The 15,948-nt window shown below is 41.2% G+C and carries 15 protein-coding genes; 7 read left to right on the forward strand and 8 right to left on the reverse strand.

Translation table 11 applies throughout. From position 1 onward, the window contains the following. Window positions 1-40: 40 nt before the first annotated feature. Window positions 41-1,225 (reverse strand): MFS transporter, encoded by a 1,185-nt coding sequence (locus J6836_RS14150; RefSeq protein ID WP_219244646.1) that lies wholly within the window; start codon window positions 1,223-1,225, stop codon window positions 41-43. 57 nt (window positions 1,226-1,282) lie between these two features. Further along, window positions 1,283-2,059 (reverse strand): hypothetical protein, encoded by a 777-nt coding sequence (locus J6836_RS14155; RefSeq protein ID WP_219244647.1) that lies wholly within the window; start codon window positions 2,057-2,059, stop codon window positions 1,283-1,285. A 188-nt stretch (window positions 2,060-2,247) separates the two neighbouring features. Here J6836_RS14155 and J6836_RS14160 point away from each other — a divergent pair, with 188 nt between their 5' ends. Further along, window positions 2,248-2,469: a helix-turn-helix domain-containing protein gene (locus J6836_RS14160; protein WP_219244648.1), complete on the forward strand. Its 222-nt coding sequence runs from the start codon at window positions 2,248-2,250 to the stop codon at window positions 2,467-2,469. A gap of 84 nt (window positions 2,470-2,553) precedes the next feature. On the opposite strand, the gene sugE is transcribed toward J6836_RS14160, so the two are convergent. Then, window positions 2,554-2,868: a quaternary ammonium compound efflux SMR transporter SugE gene (gene sugE / locus J6836_RS14165; protein ID WP_219244649.1), complete on the reverse strand. Its 315-nt coding sequence runs from the start codon at window positions 2,866-2,868 to the stop codon at window positions 2,554-2,556. A gap of 267 nt (window positions 2,869-3,135) precedes the next feature. On the opposite strand from sugE, the gene J6836_RS14170 reads away from it, so the two are divergent. The 3 genes from J6836_RS14170 (at window position 3,136) to J6836_RS14180 (ending at window position 6,927) form a co-directional block, all read left to right on the forward strand. Further along, window positions 3,136-4,044, forward strand: a complete 909-nt coding sequence (locus tag J6836_RS14170) for an EamA family transporter (RefSeq protein WP_219244650.1) — start codon at window positions 3,136-3,138, stop codon at window positions 4,042-4,044. Window positions 4,045-4,387: 343 nt separating this feature from the next. Next, window positions 4,388-6,481, forward strand: a complete 2,094-nt coding sequence (cstA, locus tag J6836_RS14175; RefSeq protein ID WP_219244651.1) for a pyruvate/proton symporter CstA — start codon at window positions 4,388-4,390, stop codon at window positions 6,479-6,481. A gap of 248 nt (window positions 6,482-6,729) precedes the next feature. Beyond that, window positions 6,730-6,927 carry a YbdD/YjiX family protein gene (locus tag J6836_RS14180; protein WP_206083468.1) on the forward strand — a complete coding sequence of 66 codons (198 nt, stop codon included), beginning with the start codon at window positions 6,730-6,732 and terminating at the stop codon, window positions 6,925-6,927. Between the two features lie 78 nt (window positions 6,928-7,005). Here the strand turns inward: J6836_RS14180 and efp are convergent, their stop codons facing one another. Continuing rightward, entirely contained in the window at window positions 7,006-7,572 is a 567-nt protein-coding gene (gene efp / locus J6836_RS14185; protein WP_004258667.1) for an elongation factor P, read from the reverse strand. Window positions 7,573-7,615: 43 nt separating this feature from the next. Here efp and epmB point away from each other — a divergent pair, with 43 nt between their 5' ends. Then, window positions 7,616-8,644: an EF-P beta-lysylation protein EpmB gene (gene epmB / locus J6836_RS14190; RefSeq protein WP_219244652.1), complete on the forward strand. Its 1,029-nt coding sequence runs from the start codon at window positions 7,616-7,618 to the stop codon at window positions 8,642-8,644. 47 nt (window positions 8,645-8,691) lie between these two features. Here epmB and J6836_RS14195 read toward each other — a convergent pair whose 3' ends face one another. From J6836_RS14195 to J6836_RS14210, 4 genes are all read right to left on the reverse strand, one after another. Next, entirely contained in the window at window positions 8,692-9,036 is a 345-nt protein-coding gene (locus J6836_RS14195) for a DUF4156 domain-containing protein (RefSeq protein WP_282560536.1), read from the reverse strand. 377 nt (window positions 9,037-9,413) lie between these two features. After that, window positions 9,414-11,057 carry a chaperonin GroEL gene (groL, locus tag J6836_RS14200; RefSeq protein WP_219244654.1) on the reverse strand — a complete coding sequence of 548 codons (1,644 nt, stop codon included), beginning with the start codon at window positions 11,055-11,057 and terminating at the stop codon, window positions 9,414-9,416. Between the two features lie 51 nt (window positions 11,058-11,108). Continuing rightward, window positions 11,109-11,402 (reverse strand): co-chaperone GroES, encoded by a 294-nt coding sequence (locus J6836_RS14205; protein ID WP_206083465.1) that lies wholly within the window; start codon window positions 11,400-11,402, stop codon window positions 11,109-11,111. A gap of 163 nt (window positions 11,403-11,565) precedes the next feature. Beyond that, the gene (locus tag J6836_RS14210; RefSeq protein WP_219244655.1) at window positions 11,566-12,081 is read right to left on the reverse strand and encodes an FxsA family protein; all 516 of its coding nucleotides are present in this window, start codon (window positions 12,079-12,081) and stop codon (window positions 11,566-11,568) included. A 440-nt stretch (window positions 12,082-12,521) separates the two neighbouring features. Here J6836_RS14210 and aspA point away from each other — a divergent pair, with 440 nt between their 5' ends. Both aspA and J6836_RS14220 read left to right on the forward strand, forming a co-directional pair. Further along, window positions 12,522-13,946, forward strand: a complete 1,425-nt coding sequence (gene aspA, locus J6836_RS14215; protein ID WP_206083463.1) for an aspartate ammonia-lyase — start codon at window positions 12,522-12,524, stop codon at window positions 13,944-13,946. Window positions 13,947-14,091: 145 nt separating this feature from the next. Beyond that, complete coding sequence (locus J6836_RS14220) at window positions 14,092-15,414, forward strand: anaerobic C4-dicarboxylate transporter (RefSeq protein WP_219244656.1); 1,323 nt, start codon at window positions 14,092-14,094, stop codon at window positions 15,412-15,414. Window positions 15,415-15,948 lie beyond the last annotated feature (534 nt).

The raw sequence follows: 15,948 nt of genomic DNA on the forward strand, positions 1-15,948 counted from the left end.
TCATCCAAGTTATAGAACGAGGGGATGAATGGAGAAAAAGCTACGTATGAGCGTGCTTTGGTAGTAAATAGGAAATAAAATACGATAACCCACAAACAGCGATAAATGCCCCAACGTAAGCTAGGTGATATTGGCTAAGGTAACCGACAATTAAAGGCGTGATCCCTCCAAGAGAAGCTGAAGCGCCATTATAACCAATGCCTAAAATTGCCGCCTGCCCATTTGACTTACTGATGAGAACTGCTGATAAATTACACAATATCATTGCTGAATAAACAGACATTAGTAGTTGAGCTATTAGTACGAATAATAAGTTATTCTTTTGCAATATGAGATAAAGCGGTGCAGAACAGAAAACCATTAATATAACGCCAATATTAAAAACCTGCTTAGCTGAACTGTATTTATCCGTTAGCCAACCACATATTAACATGAGGAGTAAAAGTAAACTTGACGATAAAATTGCGTAATAGTTTTTTATTTCTTCAATCTTTAATTGCTCTATTATCAATGATGTTGATAGGCTTTGAGAATAAAATGTAACAGTTCCAGGAATTGTGAATAAAAACACCCAAAACACATTCTTCCAATTAATTGATTGTTTATCTTTAGAAATCACTTGATAATTTGGAAGATTAAACCTAAACCAAAAACTCATTAATATATTTGCGACCCCTATGAATAAGGGAATTCGCCAACCTATTGATTGCATCATATCTTCATTCAGCGTATTTTTTAACACTAAAACAATACCTAAAGAAGCAATAACGCCAAGCAAAGAACTACCGACAATAATAGACGAAACTCTTGCTTGCTCTCTAGTATGTGCATCTTTAAATAAGTAGGTAATTAAAGATGGATACTCCCCTGCAAAACTAAATGACAAAGCGAGTTGTAATATTAATATAGCAACTGGTGTATAGTTACCTAATAGTTCAATAGGTAATATAGCCATCATTAATGTTGCAATACCTGTAATTAAGCTTGTTAATATTAAAGCAGGTTTTTTCCCAACCGTATCTGCATAGCGCCCTATAATATATCCGCCTAAAGGTCGTATTAAAAAACGCAGTGCAAATATACCCCAAACCATTTCTGTTGCTTGCTCATAACCTAACTTTGTTAGTTCAGCGCTCAAATAAGTTGATATTGCAGCAAAAACAGCAATATCATAGTATTCAAGTGCATTACCTGCGACGGCACCAAACCTGAATTTCCATTTCATTTTTTTATCCTTATCATCCCTAAGATTTCATACATCATCTATCTTATTCATTGAAAATTAAGGATAATTGACTAAAGTTTCTAAGCAGGCGAGTGTAATTCCATTTTCTTTTAATGCACTAAATAAGCCACTTGAAGACGCATGAGGGCAAGAAAGTTTCTCTTTAATCCTTTGAATTCGTTTGTGTTCACACACCTCTGAACATCCCTGCGCATAGCTAATTTCTTTTACTTTACAATGGGATAGTAACATTCTTATTGTAATAATTTCTTTTCGAGTAAAGCGAATATTTCCAAAACGCATATACTGGTGAATGTCTAAAATTTCACTTTCTAAGTCATTAATACTGTTTTTACCTTCTATTGGTATATCTAAACTGCTTCTTAATGGTAAATAATTTTCATCACTTTGTTTCCATACTCCGTGAGTATAATCAGAAATAATAGGTCGGCATTTATATATTGCCATTATATCTTTTATCGATAACTTTCTTTTAGAATTAATTGACGTAATTTCATATACACTTCCATATTTAGCACAAAAATCCACTTTTAGTTTACACTTATCTGTTCTTAATAAGGTGTTCATATATTCTTTTGAGTAGTTACTCCAGTACTGTATCCCTGTCGATAGCCGCTCACCAATCACTTTATCCAAATCCGCATCCCAATACATCAAAACCCAATCATAATTACTCGATGTAGTATAGACCTGCCTATTTAAAATATCTACTTTTGAAAAAGACAAGTCAATATCATTCCAATCAAAATAATTAGAAAAAGTATTTTTTAAACCTGAACACGTTTTTTCCAAGAGATCACCCTTAACATCCATAATAATTCCTTTTAATATAATTAAATGTTAATAAAAAAATAATAACCAAGGATATATATCACTATCACAGAATAAAAAATATTCAAAGTATAATTTAATAATAGTATTAAAAAAAAGAAAATAAAAAATACAGTAATATTATTCTTAAAACTACCAAGCATTATTCAACTAATAACACTGGAGATATTATGAAAAAAGATTGGCACCCTGCTGATATCATTGCAGCAATAAAGAAAAAGGGATCTTCTCTTTCCGAAATATCACGTTCTGTTGGCTTAAATTCGTCCACACTGAACAACGCACTTTCAAGGCGCTGGCCAAAAGGAGAAAGAATTATTGCTGAATTTTTAGGTGTCACGCCGGCTGAAATTTGGCCATCTCGCTATCATGACCGAGAGCAAAAGGACTAAGTATTTTATGCCTGACGATGTATCCAAAAAGCAGTAAAGGCGGATGGCTTATTACCTCACCCGCCTGTTTTTTATATTAAGTCATTAACTCGATACTTTGAGGCCAATTAACCCAGTGATAATCAAAACAAGGCTTAATAAGCGGAACATATTGGCGGATTCACCAAGGAAAATAATCCCGACAATTGCTGTACCCACTGCACCAATCCCTGTCCAGATTGCGTAAGCCGTTCCGACAGGTAAATCACGCATTGCATAGGCTAATAAACCCATACTGGCGATAATCGCGACAATCGTAATAATACTGGGTGTTAAGCGTGTAAAGCCGTGAGTATATTTTAACCCTACAGCCCAAACCACTTCGAGTAAACCTGCGAATAAAAGGACGATCCATGCCATGGTCGTTACTCCCATGAATAACTCGGGGTCGTCCCCATAATTAAATGACGTGATTCAGGTCGTCCTGAATACGTGTGATGTGTCTCTCATTATAAACATTCGCCAGCACAGACTCAAGCAACGAAAAATAACAAATAAGCGTAAATTGGCGATCTTCTTTAACCTATTTATTCTGTTTTTCGCCAATAAGCATCATTGTCATCGCACTGCGCGCCTAGCAAAGGTAAAGTAGGAAATCTTATCGGGTCTATTCATCGAGAAAATAGCATGAGTTTCAAAGATATATTACTTGCCCTCTGTGTGGTAATTATTTGGGGCGTTAACTTTGTGATTATCAAACTTGGTGTCACAGCGCTTCCCCCATTACTCCTTGGGGCATTACGATTTGTTTTTGTTGCCTTTCCTGCCATTTTTATTTTCAAGCGGCCTAAAATTCCGTTCAAATTATTATTGTTGTACGGCTTAACCATTAGCTTTGGCCAATTTGCCTTTTTATTTTGCGCCATCCGCGTTGGTATGCCTGCAGGGATCACCTCCGTTATTTTGCAATCTCAAGCCTTTTTCACCTTATTACTTGGGGCCATGATTTTAAAGGAAACACTACAACCAACCCATTTCATTGGCATGTTTATCGCTATCGCAGGGTTGACCGTGTTAGCCAATGGTGCAACTGCGGGCGGATTAGATGATATCCCAATGCTCGGTTTAGCCTTCACATTAATTGCTGGCTTATCATGGGCTTGTGGGAATATTACCAACAGAATTATCATGCAACACGAAGGCACAGAAAAATGCAGTGCTTTGTCACTCGTGAGCTGGAGCGCGCTGATCCCCATTATTCCATTCCTAATTAGTTCATGGATCCTTGAAGGTGAAGATGCCATTGTCGACGGGTTATCTGGCTTTAATTGGTCTGTGCTCGGTGTGATTTTGTATTTGGCGTATTTATCCACTTTTGTCGGCTATGGCTTATGGGGCGTACTGCTTGGACGCTACGAAGCATGGCGTGTTGCACCGTTTTCATTATTGGTACCCGTGTTCGGTTTAAGCAGCAGTGCATTATTCCTCGGTGAGCACATTAATAGCATACAAGTTGCTGGTTTAATTTTGATCATGTTTGGTCTTATTACGACACTTTTTGGCAAAAAAATTATCCAACGCTTAAGACACGCCTAAGATAATGCATTTGATTACCGACGGTTTTTCGCTTTCGGTAATCAATGCACTCTATTCGTTTTCGCTCTATTATTTCCTTTTCTTATTTTAGTTGAAAACACCACAAAAAATTCAAAATCCAGATAACCATCCAATCCAGTTACTATTCGCTAGATCAAAACCAGATAAAATCCAATAAATATTCTTAGATTAGTGATGTTCACTGCAATTCTCGAATTTATCTCAAATTTCAATTAGGTGTCTCGTTTTAGCTACTTTTTCTTTAACTTAACTATGGCTATATCTTCCTCAGTTTTACTTAAATAAATAACAAATATCATTCATTGAACAGATGGGGATGGCTATGGGTAAACAATTTATTTGGATTGCGCTCGCTCTGCTCGGTGCTTTTTCACTCGGTTACATCGCCTTGTATCGTGGCGAGCAGATCAATGCACTGTGGATTGTAGTAGCAGCCGTGTGTATTTACTTGATTGCATACCGCTATTATGGGCTGTTTATTGCGAAAAAAGTTCTGCAAGTTGATGAAACACGCATGACTCCCGCAATTCGCCATAATGATGGATTAGATTACGTTCCAACAGATAAAAAAGTGTTATTTGGTCACCATTTTGCGGCGATTGCAGGTGCAGGTCCTTTAGTTGGCCCTGTGCTTGCTGCGCAAATGGGTTACCTGCCGGGTATGCTGTGGCTGCTTGCTGGGGTGGTATTAGCAGGTGCCGTTCAAGACTTTATGGTGTTGTTTGTTTCTACGCGCCGTGATGGCCGCTCACTTGGCGAGTTAGTCAAAGAAGAAATGGGCAATACCGCGGGTGTGCTGGCACTAATTGCCTGTTTTATGATCATGGTGATCATCTTAGCGGTACTCGCGATGATCGTGGTAAAAGCCTTAACTCACAGCCCTTGGGGAACCTACACGGTCGCCTTTACGATTCCACTGGCGATTTTTATGGGAATTTATACCCGTTATATTCGCCCAGGTCGCATTGGTGAAGTATCTATTATCGGGCTCGTATTCCTTGTTTTCGCCATTATTTCAGGTGGATGGGTTGCTGAAAGTGAAACATGGGCACCGTACTTTGACTACACAGGCGTGCAATTAACGTGGATGTTAGTCGGATACGGCTTTGTTGCCGCTGTTTTACCCGTTTGGTTGCTGCTTGCACCACGTGACTACCTTTCGACATTCTTAAAAATCGGGACCATTATTGGCCTCGCAATTGGTATTTTAATTTTAAACCCAAACCTGCAAATGCCATCACTAACGAAATATATTGATGGTACAGGCCCTGTGTGGGCGGGTGATTTGTTCCCGTTCTTATTTATTACGATTGCCTGTGGGGCAGTTTCTGGCTTCCACGCGCTGATCTCTTCCGGTACAACACCGAAAATGTTAGCTAATGAGAACCAAGCTTGCTTCATCGGTTACGGCGGCATGTTAATGGAGTCATTTGTTGCCATCATGGCGTTAGTCGCAGCGTGTGTGATTGACCCTGGCGTGTATTTTGCCATGAATAGCCCAATGGCGATGTTAGCACCAGCTGGCACCGAAGATGTGGTCGCATCTGCCGCGCAAGTAGTCAGTAGTTGGGGCTTCCAAATCACCCCTGAGCAGCTCAACACCATTGCCAGCGAAGTGGGTGAAACCAGTATTATCTCCCGTGCCGGTGGTGCGCCAACGCTTGCTGTTGGGATGGCCTATATTCTGCATGGGGCGCTTGGCGGGCTGATGAATGTAGCTTTCTGGTATCACTTTGCGATTTTATTCGAAGCCCTGTTTATCTTAACCGCTGTTGATGCAGGAACCCGTGCGGCACGCTTTATGCTGCAAGACTTACTGGGTGTCGTTTCCCCATCGCTAAAACGGACAGATTCCTTACCCGCAAACTTGATTGCAACTGCGCTGTGTGTGCTCGCGTGGGGATATTTCCTTCATCAAGGCGTTGTGGACCCACTGGGCGGTATTAATACCTTGTGGCCACTGTTTGGTATCGCAAACCAAATGTTGGCAGGTATGGCGTTAATGCTGTGTGCTGTGGTACTGTTCAAAATGAAACGCCAAAAATACGCATGGGTTGCCCTCGTCCCAACGGCTTGGTTACTGATTTGTACCATGACCGCTGGCTGGGAAAAGACCTTCAGTGAAGATGCCCGTGTTGGTTTCTTAGCTGTAGCGAATAAATTCCAAGCGATGATTGATAGCGGTAATATTCCAGCACAATATACGGAATCTCAGCTCACACAGTTGATTTTCAATAACCGTTTAGACGCTGGCTTAACGATTTTCTTTATGATTGTTGTGGTTTTACTGGCTCTGTTCTCCATCCGCACCGCGCTTAAAGCGTTAAAATCAAGTGAACCAACCGCGAATGAAGTGCCATATGAGCCAATGCCAGCCAACTACGAAGAAATCGTGGCCAATACGCGCCATCATTGATTTTTGCGGAAAAGCTTGTCACTGTTTAGGACATATACTCTTTCTCCAAAATAATTCACGTTGGAGCAAGGCGGCAAAGAAGATAATCCCTAGGAGCATACTCCAGTATGTGACTAGGGTTAGCGAATGAAGCCAACGCAGCAACAGCGTGAAATATGAAGGAGAAACTAGGAGCATACATAACAGTATGTGACTAGGGTTAACAAGTGAAGCCAACACCGCTACAACACAAAATATGACGAGGATTTATGTTTGGAAACTTAGGAAAAGCAGCGAGATACCTCGGCCAAGCGGCAAAAATGATGGTCGGCGTCCCTGACTATGACAACTACGTCGCCCATATGCAACGGACTCACCCTGATCAAACTCCGATGACCTACGAGGAGTTTTTTAAAGAGCGCCAAGATGCACGTTATGGCGGAAAAGGTGGGTTTAAGTGCTGTTAGACCTAAAAAAGATGCAAAAAAAGCCGTGGCACTCGTCCACGGCTTTTTATTTTTAACGATCCCGTATAGGATACGCCGTTATTTTACGCGTGAAACGTATTCGCCTGAGCGAGTATCAACACGGATAACTTCACCGATCTGAACAAACAGTGGAACCTTAACAACTGCGCCAGTGCTCAGTGTTGCAGGTTTTCCGCCTGTACCTGCGGTATCGCCTTTCAGGCCTGGGTCAGTATCGGTAATTTCTAACTCAACAAAGTTAGGTGGGGTTACCGCGATAGGACGACCGTCCCACAGTGTTAAGATACATTCTGCTTGGTCAACTAACCATTTCGCGTTATCGCCAACGGTTTTTTCATCCGCTGCTAACTGTTCGAAAGTTTCGTTGTTCATGAAATGCCAGAACTCACCGTCGTTGTACAGGTAAGTTAAGTTCATATCCATGACATCTGCGCCTTCAACAGAATCAGTAGATTTAAAGGTTTTTTCCAACAGTTTGTTAGAAATCAGTTTACGGATGCGCACACGTGCGAACGCTTGACCTTTACCCGGTTTTACGAATTCGCTTTCTAAAACGACACAAGGCTCGCCATCTAACATGATTTTAAGACCTGAGCGGAATTCATTGGTACTATAAGTAGCCATGGTGATCCTCTAATTTATAAACTAAAAATGGCATAGCCAAAAAATGGTCGATATTGTAACTCAAAATACCTCATCCAGAGAAGTCTGGATACAACAACTTGCAGAAGCAATCACTAATCCAGATGAATTGCTACAAATACTTAACTTGGAAAATCATCTTGCTTCGCAAGAAGGCCGTGAGGCACGTCAACTATTTCCATTACGTGTCCCTATGCCATTTATCTCACGAATGAAAAAAGGCGATCCACTAGACCCGCTGTTATTGCAGGTATTAACTGCAAAAGCCGAGTTTGATGTACATCCTGGTTTTTCTACCGACCCGCTGGAAGAGCAGGATAATGAGATCCCAAGCTTACTGCATAAATACCACAACCGCGCATTACTGCTCGTTAAAGGTGGCTGTGCAGTGAACTGTCGCTACTGTTTTCGCCGGCATTTTCCTTATGAAGATAACAAAGGAAATAAAAATAACTGGTTGATGGCTGTGGATTATATAAAAAACCACACCGAACTCAATGAAATCATCTTCTCTGGTGGTGATCCGTTAATGGCAAAAGACCATGAACTCGATTGGTTGATTAGCCGATTGGAGGATATTCCCCATATCAGCCGGTTGAGAATTCATACGCGTTTGCCTGTTGTTATCCCTGAGCGGATCACAGATGCATTATGCGAAAGACTGGCACGCTCGCGCTTACAAGTGGTTATGGTCACGCATATCAACCACGCTAATGAGATTGACGAGGCATTCACCAAGTCAATGCAAAAGCTCAAAAAAGCGGGTGTGACGTTATTAAATCAAAGCGTTTTACTGCGCCAAGTCAATGATAACGTAACGGCGTTGATGAATTTGAGCAATGCCTTATTCGACGCAGGAATTCTGCCCTACTACTTGCATGTATTGGATAAAGTACAAGGTGCTGCTCACTTTTTAGTGAGCGATATTGAAGCACGCCAATTAATACAACAATTGTTGAGTAAGGTATCAGGATATCTCGTGCCTAAACTTGCACGGGAAATTGGTGGAGAACCTAGCAAAACACTGCTCGATCTCAATTTAAGGCAGAGCTAATCAGCAAAACGCCCAAATAATGGTTATTTGGGCGTCGCTAATTCATGTTAGGGGCACTTATAGACTTGGCCAACCATTTTGCTGTCTAGCGGGATAAAGCTAGATAACACGGTTTCACTTGGGCTCGTCGCGCCAAAAATTACGTTTCCACCCATTTCAGCCGCTCTATTACGCAAATCATTCGCTGCGCTGCGCATTGAGCTTGATTCATTATTCACACCACTCAACCAGTTGCTTTGTGTTCCTGCAACTTGACCGAGAAGTTGGCAATCACTTCCAGGTTGATTCTCAACAAAACGAACTTGTGAGCCTGCCGCAGTCAAGTTAGTTGACGTTGAACAACCCGCTAAAAGCAGTAATGCAGCAGCACCAAGCAAGACTTTAATTCGCATGTTTTCCCTCATTTTTCATTGTGTTTTGCAGCTGGTTTGAAAAATTATTAGCCGAATACGGTATTGATAGCAATCTATCATAAATCGCTAGAAGGTGATCCGCATACTGCGTCACAATTGCCGCACATCACCAGCCGAATAGAGTCTACCACAAATTAATCAAAAACCTGCCCTATTCTTTGCCAATCAAACCACTTACCTTACGTTAAATATAACCCGCGAAGCAACGTTGACGCAAAAATAAATCGTATATCGCTCAAATAAATATTCATTATTTCCAATAAAAAACCGGCACGACGAGATAAACTCACCGTACCGGTCTTATTCAGGCTATATCACGAATTATCGTGATTGGCGCGTGATGTTTGCCAAATGGCTTACATCATGCCGCCCATTCCACCCATGCCGCCCATTCCAGCGCCACCTAAGTCAGGTGCATCTGATTTTGGCAGGTCAGTGATCATCGCTTCAGTGGTGATCATCAGGCCAGCGATAGACGCTGCAAATTGCAGAGCAGAACGCGTTACTTTAGTTGGGTCCAAGATACCCATGTCGATCATGTCGCCATACGTATCAGTTGCTGCGTTGTAACCTTCGTTACCTTTGCCTGCTTTAACTTGATTAACAACCACAGACGCTTCTTCACCTGCGTTGGTCACAATTTGGCGCATTGGAGATTCCATCGCGCGCAGAGCAACACGAATACCGACAGTTTGGTCTTCATTGTCGCCTTTCAAACCTTCCAGTTTAGCAGCAACACGAACCAGCGCAGTACCACCACCAGCAACAACGCCTTCTTCAACCGCTGCGCGAGTTGCGTGCAGAGCATCGTCAACACGAGCGCGTTTCTCTTTCATTTCAACTTCAGTTGCTGCACCGACTTTAATGACCGCAACACCGCCAGCTAATTTCGCTACGCGCTCTTGCAGTTTTTCACGGTCGTAATCTGAAGAAGATTCTTCGATTTGTTGACGGATTTGAGCAACACGGCCTGCGATCGCGTCTTCTTCACCGATACCATCAATGATAGTAGTGGTGTCTTTGTTGATCACGATACGTTTAGCTTGACCTAAGTCTTCTAACGTTGCTTTTTCTAACTCCATACCGATCTCTTCAGAGATAACAGTACCGTTAGTCAGTGTTGCGATATCTTGCAACATTGCTTTACGGCGGTCACCGAAGCCCGGTGCTTTAACCGCTGCCACTTTGACGATACCACGCATGGTATTAACCACTAATGTTGCCAGCGCTTCGCCTTCAACATCTTCAGCAATAATCAGCAGTGGTTTGCTTGCTTTCGCAACGCCTTCTAATACTGGCAATAATTCACGGATGTTAGAAACTTTTTTATCAACTAACAGGATGAATGGGTTTTCTAACTCAACTGCGCCAGTTTCTGGTTTGTTGATGAAGTAAGGGGACAGATAACCGCGGTCAAACTGCATACCTTCAACCACATCCAGCTCATCTTCCAGACCTGTACCTTCTTCAACAGTGATAACGCCTTCTTTGCCGACTTTATCCATTGCTTCTGCGATTAAACGACCAACGGTTTCGTCAGAGTTTGCAGAAATAGTACCTACCTGTGCAATCGCTTTGGTGTCTGAACATGGAACAGACAGTGCTTTCAGTTCTTCAACTGCAGCAACAACCGCTTTATCAATACCACGTTTCAGGTCCATTGGGTTCATACCCGCTGCAACCGCTTTTAAGCCTTCAGTGATGATAGCTTGTGCTAAAACTGTCGCAGTTGTTGTACCGTCACCCGCAGCATCGTTTGCTTTAGAGGCAACTTCTTTGACCATCTGCGCACCCATGTTTTCGAATCTATCTTCTAATTCGATTTCACGTGCAACAGAAACACCGTCTTTAGTGATAACAGGTGAGCCAAATGATTTGTCTAAAACAACATTACGGCCTTTAGGGCCTAAGGTTACTTTAACTGCGTCTGCCAGAACATTCACACCACGAAGCATTTTCGTACGTGCATCACTACCAAATTTAACGTCTTTAGCTGCCATTATCTCTTTCCTTCAAATTCTTTTCGTTCGTTGAGAAGTTTTAAGTGAAAATTACGCTTCAACAATTGCCAGGATGTCGCTTTCGGACATAATCAGGACTTCTTCATTGTCGATTTTTTCAGCTTTCACGCCATAACCGTCGTTAAAAATAACGATGTCGCCAACTTTCACATCCAGCGCTTTAATTTCGCCATTTTCGAGGATGCGGCCTTGGCCTACTGCCAGAACTTCACCACGCGTTGATTTGCCTGCCGCAGTACCGGTCAGAACAATGCCACCCGCAGATTTAGATTCTACTTCTTTACGTTTAACGATAACACGGTCATGCAATGGACGAATTTTCATTAATAGTTCTCCTATAAATAAAGTCCACACTAGGTAAAAGGACGATACCAGCATGTCTTAAATAAACTAGTACCATGTTTGAGCAGATTGGGGCTAGACCTTAGGACTTCAAGGGGGGGAGATAAAAAATTTTTCTTTTTATCTCCCTACAAATATGAAGGACTTACGATTTCGGACGGTCGTCCTTATCTAATGAGTCTGATTTATCAGTGTTATCAATAGTAAAAGACGGATCGTCTTGTTTACGTTGGAATTCCCCATCAAACGTATTACCGTTTTGGTATCCACCATTTCTTGGCTGATTAAAACCCGCACCAGGTTGGTAAAAACGAATATGCGGGATTAATCGCATTACAATAAGTTTTTGTACTGGTGGAAGTAATAACAATAAACCAATAAAGTCAGTGAAAAAACCTGGCACGATGAGCAAAAAGCCAGCTAAAACGAGCGCAACACTTTTGATCATTTCCGCTGCAGGGCTCTCGCCAGATGCTAATTTCTGTTGGATTTGCAGGACATTTTTCATGCCTTGGTTTTTCACCAAAGACACCCCTAAACAGGATGTTAAGACCACCAGAATCAGCGTCATCAAAACACCGACTTCAGAAGCCACTCTCACAAAAATGACGGACTCAATGTAAATGAGAATACATATCAGAATTAGTGGTAACCAGCGCACAAGTTCTCCTTTATTTCAATAAGCTATCTACAATTTTGCGCCCCTCGGAAAACCTTTGTGAACTGCATCTAAGAGACAACTATCAATATTCGCTTTTTTCTTTAGTATAGCCATAATAATTGGGGCAAAGATAACGCTTTTCAACTCACAATTTTTTTTGATTAACCAGACTTATCTGTGACGAACATCACACAACGTAAAATCTGTTGCATAAATCAAACTATATAGTGATCTAGGTTCAAGGCATTGTTTCTTTAAAAGCATATCATCTACCCATAAATCAGTAGATCATAATGCTGACAACGTAGTAGAAGGTGTTAATCGCTTGTAAAGTTTTATTTTGCAATATTAATCACCTGTGAAGTTTTGTTTTTACGATATATGGATTTTTAAAAAGCGCATAAACGGACAGTAACTGTAATCTAATTAAGAAGGTTCTCATGTCAAACAATACTCGTATCGAAGAAGACCTGTTAGGTAAAAAAGAAGTTCCAGCCGATGCCTATTATGGTGTTCATACTCTGCGTGCGATTGAAAACTTTTATATCAGCGACCGCACTATTAACGATGTCCCAGAATTTATTCGTGGCATGGTTATGGTTAAAAAAGCGGCGGCTTTAGCCAACAAAGAACAACACACTATTCCGCGTAACATCGCGGAAACTATCATCAAAGCATGTGATGTTGTTTTAAATGAAGGCAAATGCATGGACCAGTTCCCTGTTGATGTATTCCAAGGTGGTGCGGGCACATCACTGAATATGAATACTAACGAAGTCCTTGCTAACATCGGTCTTGAGCTGATGGGTCATAAAAAAGGTGAGTATGAATTCTTAAACCCAAATGACCACCTGAACAAAAGCCAATCCACTAACGATGCTTACCCTACAGGGTTCCGTATCGCAGTGTATAATTCTGTGCTGAAGTTAATTGAATCTGTTGAATACCTGAAAAAAGGCTTTGAAGCTAAAGCTGAAGAATACAAAGACATTCTGAAAATGGGCCGTACCCAGTTACAGGATGCCGTTCCAATGACCGTCGGCCAAGAATTCCATGCTTTCGCTACCCTTCTGAAAGAAGAAGAGAAAAACCTAAAACGCAGCATCGAATTACTGCTCGAAGTTAACTTAGGCGCAACTGCTATCGGTACTGGCCTGAATACCGCTCCGGGCTATTCAGAGCTAGCAGTGAAGAAATTAGCAGAAGTCACTGGTTTACCATGCGTTCCTGCGGAAGACTTAATTGAAGCAACTTCTGACTGTGGTGCTTACATCACTGTTCACGCGGGCTTGAAACGTCTGGCAATGAAACTGTCTAAAATCTGTAACGACTTACGTCTGTTGTCTTCTGGTCCTCGTGCAGGTCTGAAAGAAATCAATTTACCTGAGTTACAAGCAGGTTCTTCTATCATGCCAGCAAAAGTTAACCCAGTTATTCCTGAAGTGGTTAACCAAGCGTGTTTCAAAGTTATCGGTAACGATATCTGTGTAACAATGGCAGCTGAAGCAGGCCAATTACAGTTAAACGTAATGGAACCTGCAATCGGCCAAGCGATGTTCGAGTCTATCTCTCTGATGAGCAACGCATGTCGCAACTTGCAAGAAAAATGCATTAGTGGCATTACCGTAAATAAAGAAATTTGCGAAGCATTTGTCTTTAAATCAATCGGTATTGTCACTTACTTGAACCCATTCATTGGCCACCATAATGGTGACATCGTGGGTAAAATCTGTGCTGAAACTGGTAAGAGCGTCCGCGAAGTGGTTCTTGAACGCGGTTTACTGACTGAAGCAGAGCTGGACGATATTTTCTCTGTTGAGAACTTAAAACACCCAGCTTATAAAGCAAAACGTTTTGATGACTAAAAAATTTATGTTTATCATAAATAATACTTAAAAATAAAGGCACGCCTCTCATCGGAAAGCGTGCCTTTTTTGATTCATGCACACACAAATAATTAACATAACAGTTTCATAATTTTAATTTTCATTTTGTCGAGGAGTAAACACTATGTTAGCCGTAGAATTTATTATTGTTCTGCTGGCCATCTTTTTGGGGGCCCGTCTTGGTGGGATAGGTATCGGCTTTGCCGGTGGCCTTGGTGTACTGGTACTCGCTGCAATTGGCGTGAAACCAGGGACCATTCCATTTGACGTTATCTCCATCATCATGGCTGTTATCGCCGCTATCTCTGCAATGCAAATTGCTGGCGGTTTAGATTATTTAGTTGCTCAAACAGAAAAATTACTGCGCCGCAATCCTAAATACATCACCATCCTTGCGCCAATCGTTACTTACTTTTTAACGCTTTTTGCTGGTACAGGTAATATCTCTTTAGCAACACTACCTGTTATCGCAGAAGTGGCAAAAGAGCAAGGCGTTAAACCTTGCCGTCCATTATCAACAGCTGTCGTTGCAGCTCAGATTGGTATTACTGCATCACCAATTTCCGCTGCGGTTGTCTATATGGCATCGGTCATGGAAAACCCTGCAATGATGGGCGCTGGTAATACTGTTAGCTACATCACTCTGCTAGGGATTTTACTACCATCAACCTTCCTTGCGATTATGTTGATGTCATTTATTATCTCTTGGACGTTCAACTCTAAACTTTCTGATGACCCTATCTATCAAAAACGTTTAGCAGAAGGCTTAATTGAACTGCGTGGTAGCCAAGTCAAAGAAATCAAACCTGGTGCTAAATCTTCTGTTCTGCTGTTCTTACTCGGTGTTATTGGCGTTGTTTGTTATGCCATCATCAATAGCCCAAGCTTAGGGATTGTCGAAACACCATTGATGAACACCACCAATGCGATTTTAATCATCATGCTGACAGTCGCAACGTTGATTACTATCCTTTGCCGTGTCAATACCGATGCTATCTTGAACTCCAGTACCTTTAAAGCAGGTATGAGTGCGTGTATCTGTATCTTAGGTGTTGCTTGGTTAGGTGATACTTTCGTACAGCACAACCTCGAGTGGATCAAAGCCACTGCAGGTGACTTAATCCATGAACATTCTTGGATGTTAGCGGTTATCTTCTTCTTCTGTTCTGCGCTTCTGTATTCACAAGCCGCAACAGCAAAAGCATTGATGCCAATGGCTCTAGCTTTAGGTGTTAGCCCACTGACTGCAATTGCGTCGTTCTCTGCGGTTTCTGGCCTGTTTATTCTGCCAACATACCCAACACTGGTTGCTGCGGTACAAATGGATGACACTGGGACAACGCGCATTGGTCGCTTCGTCTTCAACCACCCATTCTTTATCCCAGGTACCATTGCTGTCGCATTCGCCGTTACTTTCGGCTTCCTATTCGGTGGAATGATGCTCTAGCCCTATTCATTAAATTGAGTAGACTAAAACCCGTGAAATCATTCACGGGTTTTTTATTGTCACGAGAGTGGCAATAATCAATATAAAACCTACAAAGAACATTCTTCAATATTATTTCAGTTTCATATTACGAATTTAAATTTCAATTTAATAAACGATGTAAATATATAAATAACAGCCATCATGCATATATTAAAAATACCAAATTCAGATATAAAACACGAATAAAAAAGACCAAATCTTTCCAATGAAACATTTATATTAACAACCTCAATATAAGTGTAACAAACAATGAATGCATTGCTCGAAATTTAGGTTTACCCCTTAAAATCAACCCAAAAATAACAAGAACTTTAAAACCATAATCAATCAAAACATCGAAATATAATTCTGACCATATGATAAAAAATAATTGTTTTTGAATTATAACTTCAAAAAATGAATCGATTGCACTCTTTTTTTGTGTATTGCGAATAGGCATCATCTATTAATATCATCAAATTAATCCGCCATAAATATTGGTAATAATAAACT

Origin of the sequence: Providencia sp. R33, assembly GCF_019343475.1 — a bacterium.
GTDB lineage: Bacteria > Pseudomonadota > Gammaproteobacteria > Enterobacterales > Enterobacteriaceae > Providencia.

Bases quoted from the DNA above. Each gene is read 5' to 3' on its own strand.
- J6836_RS14150 (WP_219244646.1), bottom strand. From the start codon at position 1,225: ATGAAATGGAAATTCAGGTTTGGTGCCGTCGCAGGTAATGCACTTGAA.
- J6836_RS14155 (WP_219244647.1), bottom strand. From the start codon at position 2,059: ATGGATGTTAAGGGTGATCTCTTGGAAAAAACGTGTTCAGGTTTAAAA.
- J6836_RS14160 (WP_219244648.1), top strand. From the start codon at position 2,248: ATGAAAAAAGATTGGCACCCTGCTGATATCATTGCAGCAATAAAGAAA.
- sugE (WP_219244649.1), bottom strand. From the start codon at position 2,868: ATGGCATGGATCGTCCTTTTATTCGCAGGTTTACTCGAAGTGGTTTGG.
- J6836_RS14170 (WP_219244650.1), top strand. From the start codon at position 3,136: ATGAGTTTCAAAGATATATTACTTGCCCTCTGTGTGGTAATTATTTGG.
- cstA (WP_219244651.1), top strand. From the start codon at position 4,388: ATGGGTAAACAATTTATTTGGATTGCGCTCGCTCTGCTCGGTGCTTTT.
- J6836_RS14180 (WP_206083468.1), top strand. From the start codon at position 6,730: ATGTTTGGAAACTTAGGAAAAGCAGCGAGATACCTCGGCCAAGCGGCA.
- efp (WP_004258667.1), bottom strand. From the start codon at position 7,572: ATGGCTACTTATAGTACCAATGAATTCCGCTCAGGTCTTAAAATCATG.
- epmB (WP_219244652.1), top strand. From the start codon at position 7,616: ATGGTCGATATTGTAACTCAAAATACCTCATCCAGAGAAGTCTGGATA.
- J6836_RS14195 (WP_282560536.1), bottom strand. From the start codon at position 9,036: ATGCGAATTAAAGTCTTGCTTGGTGCTGCTGCATTACTGCTTTTAGCG.
- groL (WP_219244654.1), bottom strand. From the start codon at position 11,057: ATGGCAGCTAAAGACGTTAAATTTGGTAGTGATGCACGTACGAAAATG.
- J6836_RS14205 (WP_206083465.1), bottom strand. From the start codon at position 11,402: ATGAAAATTCGTCCATTGCATGACCGTGTTATCGTTAAACGTAAAGAA.
- aspA (WP_206083463.1), top strand. From the start codon at position 12,522: ATGTCAAACAATACTCGTATCGAAGAAGACCTGTTAGGTAAAAAAGAA.
- J6836_RS14220 (WP_219244656.1), top strand. From the start codon at position 14,092: ATGTTAGCCGTAGAATTTATTATTGTTCTGCTGGCCATCTTTTTGGGG.